Origin of the sequence: Streptosporangium sp. NPDC049376, from assembly GCF_044466505.1 — a bacterium.
GTDB lineage: Bacteria > Actinomycetota > Actinomycetes > Streptosporangiales > Streptosporangiaceae > Streptosporangium.
Window position 1 is genome coordinate 1 of the sequence record NZ_JBITMT010000013.1, and the last position, 12,684, is coordinate 12,684.

Here is a 12,684-nt window from a genome sequence, read left to right on the forward strand (position 1 = left end):
CCCGGCCCGTCCACCAGATGGTTCAGATACAGCTCCACCGCCCCCACCTTGGAGTGGTAACACGCCACCCCCAGGTCGGCCTCCCCGAACGGCCCCGTCACCATCAGCCACGGCCCGTACGGCGCCGCCACCGAAAACCCCCCGTGCACCGGATCACCCGCCGCCGACACATCGGCACCCGTCACCGCCGGCAACTCCAGCAACCGCGACCCCCGCCCCGGCGGCGTCGTCTTCACCATCGACCCCGCCGAGGAGATCCGCGGATTGTCGCCCCGCAACCACTCCTTGATCTCCGTCAGATGCGACCCCATCGGCCGCGGCAGCGCCTCCTCCTCCACCCCCAGCACCATGCCCAGGTGCTGGTTGATGTCGGCGTCGATCGCCACGACCGGCAGCCCCCGGCTCGCCACATAACGTGCGAACAGCGCCGACACGGTCGTCTTCCCACTGCCGCCCTTACCGACGAAAGCCACCCTCACGACGACGATCCAATCTGATTATGAAAATCATTGCAAGGTCTGAGAGCGATAATCATGCCACGCCGGACGGCGGGCGACGCCGGCAAAAACGAGAACGGCACGAGGAGTTAGGTGATGGCGCGCCTGATACCACTACTTTCCCTCCGATAAGTCACTTCGTATTTTTTCCTACCTAAATGGGATATATCGGTCAGGGGTTGACGGGCCTCTGTGATGCGTCGACTCGGAGGAATGTCGCTGATTGCGTAATTAGTGCTACTTTATGGGGTTTTCGGGGGAAGGGTTTGACTTAGAGCGCGCTCTAACTTCTAGCCTGTTCGATGTGGCGAACAAGGGGTCGCCGAAGCGCCGGACTCTCCCAGGTGAGGGCTGGGGCACGGTCCCGGCGCCACGTAGGGCTTGGGCACGGATCAGGAAGAAGGGGGCAGTTCCCATGGGTGAGAGCACGACCCGCGAGGAGCGCTACGAGCACGGGCTGGTGATGCTCGACGCCGTGGACGGCACGGCCGGCGCGAACGTCATCGAGTCGCTCAAGGACGTCGCCCCGGAGCTCGGTCACCAGATCGTCGCGTGGGGGTTCGGCGAGATCTACTCCCGTCCCGGTCTCGAACCCCGGGACCGGCAGCTCGTCACACTCGGGATGCTGACCGCGCTCGGTGGCTGCGAGCCGCAGCTCACCGTCCACATCAACGCCGCCCTCAACGTCGGGCTGACGCCGCAGCAGATCATCGAGGCGTTCCTGCACTCGGCGGCCTACTGCGGCTTTCCCCGGGCGCTGAACGCGACGCTCACCGCGAAGAAGGTCTTCGCCGAGCGCGGGCTGCTGCCGGTCGAGTGATACACCCCGCTATTTGTTGATATTTCGGGGTCTGGGGGGCGGTCGTGTGGGTCGTCGAAGCGGGAGACGAACCACGAGGCGAATGAGGCGGTGACCACGCCCAGCAGACCGACCCCACCCAGCATCAACAGGCCGTCACCGTCCTGCCCGCGCCCGCGGCCGACGCGGGCGGGTCTTCGGCTGTTTGAAACACTTGTTTGCGGCGTTGGTAGGATCATCACGTGGGAGTTCCTGAGGATTTGCTGGCCGCAACCAAGCAGTGCCTGTCCGAGCGCGGATACGCCCGCACGACGGTGCGCGACATCATCGCCGTCTCCGGCAGCAACCTCGCCGCGATCAATTACCACTTCCGCTCCAAGGACGCGTTGCTCACCCAGGCGATGATCGAGGTGACCGGCGAGGCGGTCACGGAGATCCTCAAGGCCTTTCCCGGCGACTCCAAGGAGTGGTTCGAAGCCTTCTGGGGTGAGCTGATCGAGTCCTTCCGCACCAACCCGACCGTCTGGCGGGCCAACGTCGAGACGCTCGCACAGGCCGCTCACCTGCCTGATGTGCGGGCCCGGCTGGCCGAGGGGCAGGCGCTGGCCCAGCGGGAGCTGAGCGCGCGCCTGCCCGGGCACGACGAGGCGGGGGCCCAGGTGCTGCTGACGCTGTTCATCGGGCTGCTGGTGCGGTGGCAGATCGACCCCGACAGCGCCCCGACGGCCCGCGACCTGGCCACCGGCCTCCGCGCGGTCGTCCAGGCGGCGGGAGGCGGGGAAGCGGCACCCGCCTGACCGCTCCAGCCGCCCCACTCCAGGCTCCTCGCCCAGCGTCCCCGTTCTGCGCACCTCGTTCCGGCCCACCCCGTTCCGCCTGCCGTGGCACGCGGCCTCTTCAGCGCATCGCGTGGCGGCCGGCGTGCTGGTCCTGTGGCGGCGCCGGGGTGCCCTTCGCCTGCCGTACGGCTCGCAGCATGACGGGAGCGAGCACCGCCATCACACACAACGCGGTGGCCGCGGCGAGCATGGCGTAGTGCTGACCCTGTGTGAAGGCCTCGCGGGCGGCGGCGGCCAGCGAGGTCGCGGCCGGTTCCGGCAGGTGCCGCGCCGACTCCAGGGCGCCGCCGAGGGTGTCCAGCGCCGCTGACGGAGCGCCCGTCTCACCGAGGTGCCCCCGGTAGACGGCGGCGCCGATGCTGCCCAGCAGGGAGATGCCGAGCGCGCCGCCGAACTCGGTGGCCACCTGCGACAGCCCGGCGACCGAGCCCGCGCGCTCCGGCGGAGCGGTGGCGATGATCAGGTCGGAGGAGACCGTCAGGACGAGCGTGACGCCCCCGGCCATCAGCATGATCCCGGCGATCAGCAAACCACTCTGTCCCGTCACGTCCAGCCTGGACAGCAGCATGAACCCACTCGCGCCGACGAGCAGCCCGGCGCAGACCACCAGCCCCGGCCTGACCTTGCGGACCAGCACCGGCGCGAGCCCGGCGGCGAACATCGCTATGCCCGCCGACGGCAGCGCGTACAGTCCGGCGACGAGCGGCCTGGCACCCATGACCATCTGCAAGTACTGCGTCGTGAACAGGCTGGAGCCAACCATCGCGAAGACCCCGAGGGTGTTGGCGCCGATCGAGGCGGTGAAGGCGCGGCTGCCGAACAGGCGCACGTCCAGCATCGGATCGGCCATCGAGCGCTGGTGCCTGACGAAGGCGGCCCCCAGCGTCAGTCCTGCCACGATGGCCAGCACCGGCGCCCAGCCGAGGCCGTCCTGTGCGATGTGCTGGATCCCGTAGATCGTCGGCAGGATGGCGCCCAGCGACAGGGCCACGCCGAGCAGATCGAACCTGCCCGGACGCGGGTCACGCGACTCGGGCAGCAGCAGCGGCGCCAGGATCAGCAGCAGCACCATGACCGGCAGGTTGACCAGGAACACCGAGCCCCACCAGAAGTGCTCCAGCAACGCGCCCCCCATCAGCGGGCCCAGCATCGCGCCGCCGGCGAACGCGCCGGTCCAGATGGCGATCGCGACGCGGCGCTGGCCGTCATCATGGAACATGTTGCGAATCAGCGACAGCGTCGAGGGCATCAACGTGGCGCCACCCACCCCGAGCAGGGCACGGGTGACGATCAGCAGGTCGGCACTGGGAGAGAACGCGGCGACCGCGGAGGCGGCCCCGAACGCGGCGGCCCCGGCCATCAGCAGCCGCCGCCGCCCGACCCGGTCACCGAGCGTGCCCATCGGCAGCAGCAGCCCGGCGAGCATGAACGGGTAGATGTCGATGATCCACAGCAGCTGGGAGCCGCTCGGTGCCAGGGAGGCACTGATGAACGGCAGCGCGTACGACAAGACGTGCAGGTCGACGGAGATCAGCAACACCGGCAGGACCAGGACGGCCAGTCCGATCCACTGTTTGCGTCCGGCTTTCATGAGCGGCCCTTCTCTCGGAGCGGAGCACCGGCCTGGTGCAGGTGCCGCAGCGCCTCGGCGTGCGAGGCGACGAAACTGACTTCGTGGTACGGCCGACGCAGTTGCCGGCAGTGGGCCTGCACGATGGGTTGCGCCAGGCGCAGGTTGGGGGTGGGCATGTTGGGGAACAGGTGGTGTTCGATCTGGTAGTTGAGCCCGCCCATGGCGATGTCGATGAACCGGCCGCCGCGTACGTTGCGGGTGGTGAGGACCTGCTTGCGCAGAAAGTCGAGCTTGGCCTCCCCCGTGAGGGTCGGCATGCCTTTGTGACCAGGGGCGAACACGCAGCCCATGTAGACGCCGAACAGCCCCTGGTGGACGGCGAAGAAGGCCAGTGCCTTGCCCGGTGACAGGGTCCACGCCAGCCCACCCAGGTAACAGGCGAAGTGCGCGAACAGCAGCGCGCCCTCCAGGACGCGCTGTTTCATCCAGGGCTGCCGCAGTGCCCGCACACCGCCGACGCGCAGGTTGAGCCCTTCGAGCAGGAGCAGCGGGTAGAGGAGGAACGCCTGCCGGCCGCCGATGAGCCGGGCCAGGCCGCGCGCGTTGCGTGCCTGTTCCTGTGACCACACCAGGACGTCGGGTGTGACGTCCGGATCGAGCTCCTCGTGGTTGGGGTTGGCGTGGTGGCGGGTGTGCTTGTTCATCCACCAGCCGTAGCCGAGGCCGATGGCGAGGTTGCCGCCGAGCCGCCCGAGGATCTCGCTCGGGCGGCGATCGGCGAAGACCTGCCGATGAGCCAGATCGTGCAGAACCAGGGCGACCTGAGCGAAGACGATCGCGAAGTAGACGGCCGGCAGGAGCTGGAGCCAGGAGTCGCCCAGCCATAGGAACGCCGCCGTCCCTGCAAGGTAGGCGGCTGTGACGGCGCTGATCCGGATCAGGTAGTAGCGGGGGCGCCGGTCGAGGAGTCCGGCCTGCCGGATGTGTCTGGCCAGGCGACCGAAGTCGCTCGCGGCCGTGGCCGCTGCGGTTGCTTGTGCCATGCCGATGACCATACACATGTTTGAAACATTTGTGCAAAACATCTGTTTGTGACGCTTGTTTGGACAGGGTGGCGGAGCGAAAGAACGAGACAAGCTGATCGAAGGCGCCAAACGCTGCCTGCGGGAACGCGGCTACGCGCACACCACGGCACGCGACATCGCCAGGACTTCCGGCGCCAACCTGGCCTCCATCGGCCACCACTTCGGATCGAAGGACGCGCTGCCGGCCGACGTCATGGTCGAGGAGAGCGCCGAGTGGGCCGACAAGCTGCGTCAGGCCATGGCGGGCGAAGTGCCACGTGAGGGGGAGGCAGCAGGCGATCGAGCTCCACCGCCCGGTCTTCGTGGCCGGCATCGAAGCCTTCGCTCAGGCCGAGCGCAGGCCACAGCTGCGCCAAGCACTGGCTGACGCTCAGGAGGCCGCACGCCTGGAACTGACCCACTGGCTCGCCGAAGGGACGTCGCCCCCAGCGACGCGGCGGGCGGTCGGCGCCTTCTATCTGACCCTGCTGACGGGACTGATCCTGCAACGTCTCATCGACCCAGAACGCGCTCCCACCGCAGAATCGCTGACGGAGGCGCTGCGTGCCGTACGTGCACGTGCCATCGCATGACGGCGACACCTTCACTCACCCTGCGTCAAGCCCTGCTGGTCGTGGACACGGTGAACGGTATGTACTCCACCGACCGCCTGGCATGACGATCAGTCGAAGCGCGTGGTTGATGCCAGAACCGGGTCAGCATGGCAGCACGACGGCGCCGCCAGGGCGGGTCTGGGTCGCCCACACATACGGTCCGCACCCCGCAGGCGGTGCGCGCCCGGTCATAGGGGCCGCTGTCGGGACGGCCCTCGGCGCAGTCGCCGATGACCAGGCGCGGGTGATGACCGGCGGCGGCCGGGTTCTTGGCAGACCGACCACTCAGAACCTGAGTTTTGTCCGGTCAGCGTCCCAGCGCGGTCCGTTTCCGCCGTATTCCGGTGGCACCCCTACTTCGGCGTGATCCGGCCCTTCCACCACCCGGTGGTCCGCGCCATGGCCAGGGCGGGCGTCAGGGGAGGGCGTCCTTCGCGATATGGGCGAAGGTGATCTCGCTCAGCAGCGTCTCCTCGTGCTCGCGCAACGCGCTCCACACGTCGGCCAGGGGCCTGGCCACCCCGGGGTAGTCGGCGCGCGGGGACTGCTCGGGATTGCCCTCCACGACCATGATCACGTCGGCCAGGGTGATCTGCTCGGGGGGCCTGGCCAGCCAGTAACCCCCGTCGGGGCCGCGCTGACTGTTGATGAGCCCGGCCCTGCGCAACTGCAGCAGGATGTTGTCCAGAAACCTCCTCGGGATGTTCTGCGCGACGGCGATCTTCTCTGCGGGGACGGGGCCCGGAGGCGCCGCGGCCAGTTCGGTGACCGCCCGCAGCGCGTACTGGGTTCTGGCGGAGAGCCGCATGTCGGTCAGCTACGCACCTGCTGCAGGCCCCAGCGGCGGCGCAGCGCGTTGTCGCCGGTCTCGAACAGCAGGTCGATGCCGACGCCGATCACCAGGATCACGATCATCGTGGCGAGCAGGCCCGCCGAGTCGGCGAGCTCGCGGTCGTAGTAGAGCCGCTCACCAAGCGAGGACTGGTGGGCGATGATGACCACCAGCTCACCGGCCATCAGCGAACGCCAGGCGAACGCCCAGCCCTGCTTGAGACCGGCCAGGAACGACGGCAGCGACGCGGGCAGGATCACGTACCGGTAGAGCTGCAGGCGCCGGAAGCCCAGCACGTGGCTGGCGCGCAGCAGGATCGGCGGGGTGTAGTCGACGCCGGTGATCAGGCCGTTGGCGATGGACGGCGCGGCACCGAGGATGACCACGAAGGTGATCGCGCTCTCGGTCAGCCCGAACAGCAGGATCGCCAGCGGGAACCACGCGATCGACGGCATGGTCTGCAGGCCGGTGATCAGCGAGCCGAAGGCCGCCCTGAGCACCTTGACCCGGGAGACCACGGCGCCGATGACCAGGCCGATGACCACGGAGATCGCGAACCCGGTGACCGCGCGGCGCATCGTCACCGCGATGGCCTGCCAGTACTCGGGGTCGGTGAACCGCTCGCCCAGCTTGCCGAAGGTCTCGGCCGGGCCCGCGAAGACGTACTCGGGCCACCGGCCGCTCCACACGACGCCCTGCCAGATCGCCAGCACGATGGAGATCGCGAGCAGCATCGGCCAGACGCGGCCCCAGACCCGGGAGGTCAGTCCGCTGCTGGTGCCGCCGCCCAGTTCGAGGGCGTCGAGCCCGGCGAGCTGCCTGGCGTGGACGTCGGAGGGCTGACCGGCGGCGGGTGCCTGGTCAACGGCCATGGCGCAGGACCTCCTGGCGCAGTCGGGCGGTGATGGTCGAGGCCAGCTCGGCCACCTCGGGAGAGTCGGTGAGGCGGGGCCGTTCGATGTCCACCTCGAACTCCTCGGCGACCTTGCCCGGCCTGCTGCTCAGCAGCACGACCCGGTCGCCGAGCCGTACGGCCTCGCGGACGTTGTGGGTGACGAACAGGACGCTGAGGCCGCGCTTCTGCCAGATCCGTTCGAGTTCGTCGTGGAGCAGGTCACGGGTCATCGCGTCCAGCGCGCCGAACGGCTCGTCCATCAGCAGCACGTCCGCCTCCTGGGCGAGCGCGCGGGCGAGGGAGACGCGCTGGCGCATGCCGCCGGACAGCTCGTGCGGGCGCTTGGCGCCGAATCCGCCCAGGTGGACGATGTCCAGGAACTCCGCGGCGCGGTCACGCCGTTCCCGCTTGGCCACTCCCTGCACCCGCAGCGCCATCTCGACGTTGGCGGCGACGGTGAGCCACGGGAACAGCGCGGGCTCCTGGAACATCATCGCGATCTTGCGTCCCCCGACGCTCAGCGTGCCGGCCGTCGGGCTGTCCAGCCCGGCGACCAGGGACAACAGGGTGCTCTTGCCGCAGCCTGAGGCGCCGAGCAGGCTGACGAACTCACCGGGCGCCACGGAGAGCGAGATGCTGTCGAGAGCCAGCAGCCCGTTCCTGCCCTGGCCGTAGATCTTGGAGACGCCGTCCAGCCGGACCGCGGGCTCGTCGCCCTCGGCCCGGCGGGCGGCCCGCTCCGTGAGCGGAGCTGTCACTGTGCCCTCCTGGGGGACTCGGATCGGGTGGTGGGGACTTACTTGTCGGCTACCTCGGACTGCCCCTGGGCCTTGAGAACCTCGTTGAGGGGCTTGAGGTCGTAGATGCCGGTCAGGTCGACGGGCTCAAGCAGGCCGATCTTGACCGCGTGGTCGGCGCTGGCGACCAGGGAGGAGGCGATCGGGTCGTTGGTGAAGGTGATGTTCTTGAAGGCGCTGTCGATGACCTCGGGCTTGAGCGCCTTGCCGCTCAGCTTCTCCAGCGCGGCGTTGACGGTCTTCGCGGCGTCGGCGGGGTCGGCGTTGATCGCGGCGTTGGCCTCGACGTGCCCTTCGAGGAGCTGCTTGACGACGTCGGGGTGCTGGGCGGCGAACTCCTGGCGGACGATCAGGTGGGTGATCACGAACTGCTTGTTCGGCCAGAGGTCGCGCTCGTCGATGAGGACCTTGCCCTTGCTCTCCTGGATCAGGCGGCTGGCGAAGGGCTCGGGGACCCAGGCGCCGTCGATGTCGCCGGTGGCGAAGGTCTGCAGGGTCTGCGAGTTCTCCTGCGGGACGATGTTGACGTCGCCGCCGCCCTTGGTGTCGGTCTTCAGGCCCTTCTCCTGCAGCCAGTAGCGCAGGGCGACGTCCTGGGTGTTGCCGAGCTGCGGGGTGGCGATCTTCTTGCCCTTGAGGTCGTCGACGCCGTTGATCTCAGGCTTGACGACCAGGAAGACGCCTCCGGAGGCCGCACCGGCGATGATCTTGATGGCCTTGCCCTTGGACTTGGCCCAGGCGTTGATGGCGGGGTTGGGGCCGATGTAGGTGGCGTCGATGGCGCCGGAGAAGACCGCCTCGATCGCGGCCGGGCCGGCGTTGAAGGTGGTGGTCGTGAGCTTGGTGCCGCCCAGGTGCTTGGCGAAGAAGCCCTTCTCGACGCCTACGAGCGCCGTTGAGTGAGTGATGTTCGGGAAGTATCCGAGCCGGACCTCCGCGAGCTTGCCTCCGCCACTGCTGGAGCCCCCGCTTCCAGACGTCCCTGTCGTTCCCGAGCTCCCGCAGGCCGCGGCCAAGGTCGTGAGCGCCAGTACGGCGAGTGCCGCCACCACCCCGCGTGCCCCGCGAGCTTTCATGACTACTCCCTAATTCCTACTTAATAAGTCGGTTAGGTGTATATAAGGGTTCGGCGGGGGTTTGTGTCAAGCCGATCACCTGAAGGGGTGGGCACTGTTACCGCTTCGTGTTCTTGTGTGTGGGTTCGGTGACGCTCTCTGGGGCCCATGGGGCGCATGTTCACCGTTGGTGCTGATGAGGCTCCTGTGGCCTGGATATCCGGTTCCCTGAGCCCGAACGGGGTGGGTTCACCGCATCTGTGTCGCGTTCCCCGCGTTCGTTACACCGCCCGCCACGGAGAGTCCTGGAACGGGTTCCGGCACGGCAGGGCCCGGGAGATCAGCCGCAGACGGCGTCGAGAGTGGCCGGGCCGTCGCCGGTGTGCCGCTGGGCGGTCCTCTTCGGTCCTGAGGCCGTGGTGGCCGAGGACTCCTCGGGCCGGGCGAGAATGGCGGCGATCTTGTGCTTGATCAGGCGGTAGTCGGGGTCGCCGGTGTCGATCAGCGGCGGGACGAACTGGAAGCTCCTGATCTTCGAATCCTTCACCTTCTCGGACAGCTCGATCAGGTTCGGCAGCAGCTCACGCGGGATGTCGGTCGAGACGGCGTGCGCGGTCGCGTCGGCCAGCCTCTCGAAGCTCCTGAGCACCGTCACCGGGTCCGCCTGCTTGGTGACGGCGTTCATCAGGCACTTCTGCCTGCCCATCCGGACGTAGTCGTCGCCGTAGGTGCGGGACCTGCCGAACCAGAGGGCCTCCTCGCCGGACAGCCTGCGGGTTCCGGCCGGGATCAGGCCCTCGTTCTGCCTGCCGTACACGATGGGGTCCTTGATGGTGACCTTCACCCCGCCCATCGCGTCGATGATCTTCGCGAAGCCGAACATGTCGACCATCGCGTAGTTGGTCACGTCGAGGCCGGTGAAGTCGCTGATCGTCTGCTTCAACAACGCCGGGCCGCGCTTGCCCGCGGGGACCCCGGGGACCATGTCGGGGTGCTCCTCGGCGTACTGGAAGACCTCGTTGAGCAGGCCGGGGGAGTACGGCGGCTCGCCCCCGAAGCCGAAGGGGAAGTGCTCGCGCGGCGGCCCCTCGGGCATCGGGACGTGCTCCAGGTTCCTGGGCAGGCCGAACAGCACGGTCGAACCGGTCCGGGTGTCGATGCTGGCCACGGTCATGCTGTCGGTGCGCACCCCGGTCCGGTTGGCGGCGGCGTCCGCCCCGATCAGCAGGATGTTGAGCCGTTCACGACCCTTCCACGGATCGACCGGGATCGGGGTGGCGCTCTCGGTGAAGACCGAGGTCACGACCTCCTGGGAGATGTAGGCGAGCCGGGCCGCGTAGGCCATGGGCGCGACCACCAGCGCGCACAGCCCCCCGACGGCCAGGGCCGACAGGTAACGGGCGGGGCCGGACAGCGTCTCCGGCCGCACCAGCCGGTAGGACCGGACGACCACGGCGACCGTGGCGACGGCGAACAGGATCGCGCCCAGCGTGAGGACCCACAGCCAGCCGGGCTGCACGATCAGGGAGAGGACCTCGGGCCTGCCCGTGACGAGGGCGGAGGCGACCGTCCCGACGACGGTCAGGTACGTCCCCATCAGCAGCGCGCCCGTCACACGCCTTCCGGTCCACAGATGCGCCAGGCCCCACAGCACGGCGGAGCCCAGGGTGAGAGCCAGACCCCGTCCGATTCCCGAGCGATCCCTGTTACCTGCCATCTGGTCGACATCTCCCGTCCCTCTGGCCCCCCGTGTCCGCAGGTTAGTGATGGTTTTCGAGTGAATGGCCTATGTACCCCCGCGACGCGCTGAGAAGCCTGAGTCAAGATTCGGTGCACGCATTCCCGCTGGTTGCAGCGGTTTGCGGGTCTTCCAAATCGCGGTCAAAAACGGTTCCCCGCGGGATCTCCCGGGCGAGAAAGGGGATTCCCGGTTATGTGCGAAGGACGATCAGCGCGGTCCTCGTCGTGCTCGGCTGTGTCTGCGCGCCGCTCGCCCTCGTCGGCTTCTGGATGGCGGACCGGGCCGTCGGAACCGGACGCTACGTCGAGACGGTGGACCCGCTCGCCGAGAACTCCACGATCCAGGACGACGTCGCCGACCGGGTCACCGCCGCGATCGCCGAGCCGATGCGGGAACTGGACACCTCGGTGCCCGACCACACCGCCCGGATGGCGGTGGACAAGGTCGTCACGGGTGACCGGTTCCCCGGGATCTGGAGGTGGGCCAACCAGGTGGCGCACCGGCGCATGTCCGGCGACCCACAGGGCGGCAACCTCGTCCTCGACCTCACCCCCGTCTACGAGATGGCCAAGGGCGAACTGGAGCACGAGGGCGTCCCGGCGGCCACGCGCCTGCCCGCGCTGCACCCGGAGATCGAGCTGCTCTCCGCGACCGACCTGGTCAGGGTCGTGACGGTACGGGACGTCCTGGTCCCCTGGAGATGGGCGACGCTGAGCCTGTCGATCGTCCTGCTCGCGGTGGGCACGGCACTGGCCGGGGACCGGCTGTGCGCACTGGTCGGCGTCGGGCTCGGGCTGGCCGGCGGCATGACGGTGCTGGCCGTACTGCTGGTCGTGGTCCGGGACACCGCCCTGTCCGACGTCACGGACGACGGCGCGCAGGGGCGGGTCTTCGTCACGGTCTTCGACGCGCTGACGAGGTCGTTGTGGACCGGGCTACGTGTGCTCTTCGCCGTCGGCCTGGTCGTCGCGGCCGTCGCGTTCGCCGTCAGGCACGTCCGGTCCTCACCAGGTGGCGGCGCCCGTCCACCGGGCGGCGGCTCCGGTTCACCAGGTGGCGGCGCCCGTGAAGGACGTGGCTGAGGGGCGGTAGCCGAGCCTGGTCCTGGCCGCGGTGATGTCCAGGGTCCGTTCGACGGCCAGGTGACCGACGGCGTATCGGGTGAGCCGTGGCGGACGCTGACGCCGCAGCATCCGGAACACCGCCTCGGCCATCGCGGCGGCGGGCTCGGCGAGCGCCAGAGGCAGATAGTACGGCTCGGCGTCGATGCCGAGCTCCGCGATGAGCTCCCGCAGCGCCTCGTCGAGGACCACGGGCTCGGCGTCGGTCACGTTGAAGACGCCGTACTTCACCGGACCCGCCGCCGCCCGTAAGCACGCCTGGACCAGGTTGCCGACCGAGGTCAGGCTGATCCGCTGGCGCCCGTCCCCGACGGCCAGGAGCCTGCGCCCCCGGACCGCTCCAAGAACGCGGGGCAGCAACGTGGTGTCGCCCCTGCCGTAGATCGCGTGCGGCCGCAGGATCACCGCCGTGTCCAGTGCCCGTTCCGCGGCGGCCTTCGAGGCGCCGTAGGCGTTGGCGTACCGGCGGATCGGAGCCGCGTCCTCGGTGGCCATGACGGTCGGCTTGAACGGGTCGTAGACGCTGGCCGTACTCACGTGCACGAACCTGGCCTGGGGAAAGGCGGCGGCGGCGTTGCGGGTGCCGTCCACGTTGGCCGCCCAGATCGCCGGGGACGCGCCCCAGTCGGTGACGCTTCCCGCGCAGTGGATCACCGCGTCCACCTCGGGCAGCGGCGGACGGGCCCCCAGGAGGTCCCACGAGGTGTACGGCGCGCCGCCCACGTGCTCGGGATCGACGCGGGGGCGTCTGCCGAAGGCCCACACCTGCCAGCCCTCGTCCACGGCGCCCCGGCAGACCGCTCCGCCAACGAACCCGGAGGCCCCCGTGACCCCGATCCTCATCGGATCACCCCTTT

13 protein-coding genes and 1 pseudogene are annotated in these 12,684 nt (G+C 69.0%); 5 read left to right on the forward strand and 9 right to left on the reverse strand.

Annotation, left to right across the window (positions count from 1 at the left end):
* Nucleotides 1-479, reverse strand: a pseudogene (locus ACIBVQ_RS27810) (ATP-binding protein); the annotation flags it as partial.
* Nucleotides 480-912: 433 nt separating this feature from the next.
* On the opposite strand from ACIBVQ_RS27810, the gene ACIBVQ_RS27815 reads away from it, so the two are divergent.
* Entirely contained in the window at nucleotides 913-1,317 is a 405-nt protein-coding gene (locus tag ACIBVQ_RS27815; RefSeq protein ID WP_399181000.1) for a carboxymuconolactone decarboxylase family protein, read from the forward strand.
* Nucleotides 1,318-1,538: 221 nt separating this feature from the next.
* Nucleotides 1,539-2,093: a TetR/AcrR family transcriptional regulator gene (locus ACIBVQ_RS27820; protein WP_352015072.1), complete on the forward strand. Its 555-nt coding sequence runs from the start codon at nucleotides 1,539-1,541 to the stop codon at nucleotides 2,091-2,093.
* Nucleotides 2,094-2,193: 100 nt separating this feature from the next.
* On the opposite strand, the gene ACIBVQ_RS27825 is transcribed toward ACIBVQ_RS27820, so the two are convergent.
* Nucleotides 2,194-3,726 (reverse strand): MFS transporter, encoded by a 1,533-nt coding sequence (locus ACIBVQ_RS27825; RefSeq protein ID WP_399181002.1) that lies wholly within the window; start codon nucleotides 3,724-3,726, stop codon nucleotides 2,194-2,196.
* Nucleotides 3,723-4,751 (reverse strand): fatty acid desaturase family protein, encoded by a 1,029-nt coding sequence (locus ACIBVQ_RS27830; protein WP_399181004.1) that lies wholly within the window; start codon nucleotides 4,749-4,751, stop codon nucleotides 3,723-3,725. The genes ACIBVQ_RS27825 and ACIBVQ_RS27830 overlap by 4 nt, the downstream gene beginning before the upstream one ends.
* Nucleotides 4,752-4,806: 55 nt before the next feature.
* Here ACIBVQ_RS27830 and ACIBVQ_RS27835 point away from each other — a divergent pair, with 55 nt between their 5' ends.
* A complete protein-coding gene (locus ACIBVQ_RS27835) occupies nucleotides 4,807-5,160 on the forward strand; it encodes a TetR/AcrR family transcriptional regulator (protein WP_399181006.1) in 354 nt (117 codons plus the stop codon).
* On the forward strand, nucleotides 5,051-5,365 hold the full coding sequence (locus tag ACIBVQ_RS27840) for a hypothetical protein (RefSeq protein ID WP_399181008.1): 315 nt from the start codon (nucleotides 5,051-5,053) through the stop codon (nucleotides 5,363-5,365). Before ACIBVQ_RS27835 ends, ACIBVQ_RS27840 begins: the two co-directional genes overlap by 110 nt.
* Before the next feature lie 436 nt (nucleotides 5,366-5,801).
* Here the strand turns inward: ACIBVQ_RS27840 and ACIBVQ_RS27845 are convergent, their stop codons facing one another.
* The 5 genes from ACIBVQ_RS27845 to ACIBVQ_RS27865 form a co-directional block, all read right to left on the reverse strand.
* Entirely contained in the window at nucleotides 5,802-6,194 is a 393-nt protein-coding gene (locus ACIBVQ_RS27845) for an Rrf2 family transcriptional regulator (RefSeq protein WP_352015067.1), read from the reverse strand.
* Nucleotides 6,195-6,199: 5 nt separating this feature from the next.
* Complete coding sequence (locus tag ACIBVQ_RS27850; protein ID WP_352015066.1) at nucleotides 6,200-7,090, reverse strand: ABC transporter permease; 891 nt, start codon at nucleotides 7,088-7,090, stop codon at nucleotides 6,200-6,202.
* Complete coding sequence (locus tag ACIBVQ_RS27855; RefSeq protein ID WP_362779524.1) at nucleotides 7,080-7,871, reverse strand: ABC transporter ATP-binding protein; 792 nt, start codon at nucleotides 7,869-7,871, stop codon at nucleotides 7,080-7,082. Before ACIBVQ_RS27855 ends, ACIBVQ_RS27850 begins: the two co-directional genes overlap by 11 nt.
* Before the next feature lie 38 nt (nucleotides 7,872-7,909).
* Entirely contained in the window at nucleotides 7,910-8,986 is a 1,077-nt protein-coding gene (locus ACIBVQ_RS27860) for an ABC transporter substrate-binding protein (protein ID WP_399181011.1), read from the reverse strand.
* A gap of 319 nt (nucleotides 8,987-9,305) precedes the next feature.
* Nucleotides 9,306-10,682, reverse strand: coding sequence for an LCP family protein (locus ACIBVQ_RS27865; protein WP_399181013.1), 1,377 nt, complete (start codon nucleotides 10,680-10,682; stop codon nucleotides 9,306-9,308).
* A gap of 218 nt (nucleotides 10,683-10,900) precedes the next feature.
* Between ACIBVQ_RS27865 and ACIBVQ_RS27870 the strand changes: the two genes are divergently transcribed.
* Nucleotides 10,901-11,788 carry a hypothetical protein gene (locus tag ACIBVQ_RS27870; RefSeq protein WP_362915690.1) on the forward strand — a complete coding sequence of 296 codons (888 nt, stop codon included), beginning with the start codon at nucleotides 10,901-10,903 and terminating at the stop codon, nucleotides 11,786-11,788.
* On the opposite strand, the gene ACIBVQ_RS27875 is transcribed toward ACIBVQ_RS27870, so the two are convergent.
* Nucleotides 11,753-12,670 (reverse strand): NAD(P)-dependent oxidoreductase, encoded by a 918-nt coding sequence (locus tag ACIBVQ_RS27875; protein ID WP_352015061.1) that lies wholly within the window; start codon nucleotides 12,668-12,670, stop codon nucleotides 11,753-11,755. The two genes, ACIBVQ_RS27870 and ACIBVQ_RS27875, sit on opposite strands and share 36 nt — an antisense overlap.
* Nucleotides 12,671-12,684 lie beyond the last annotated feature (14 nt).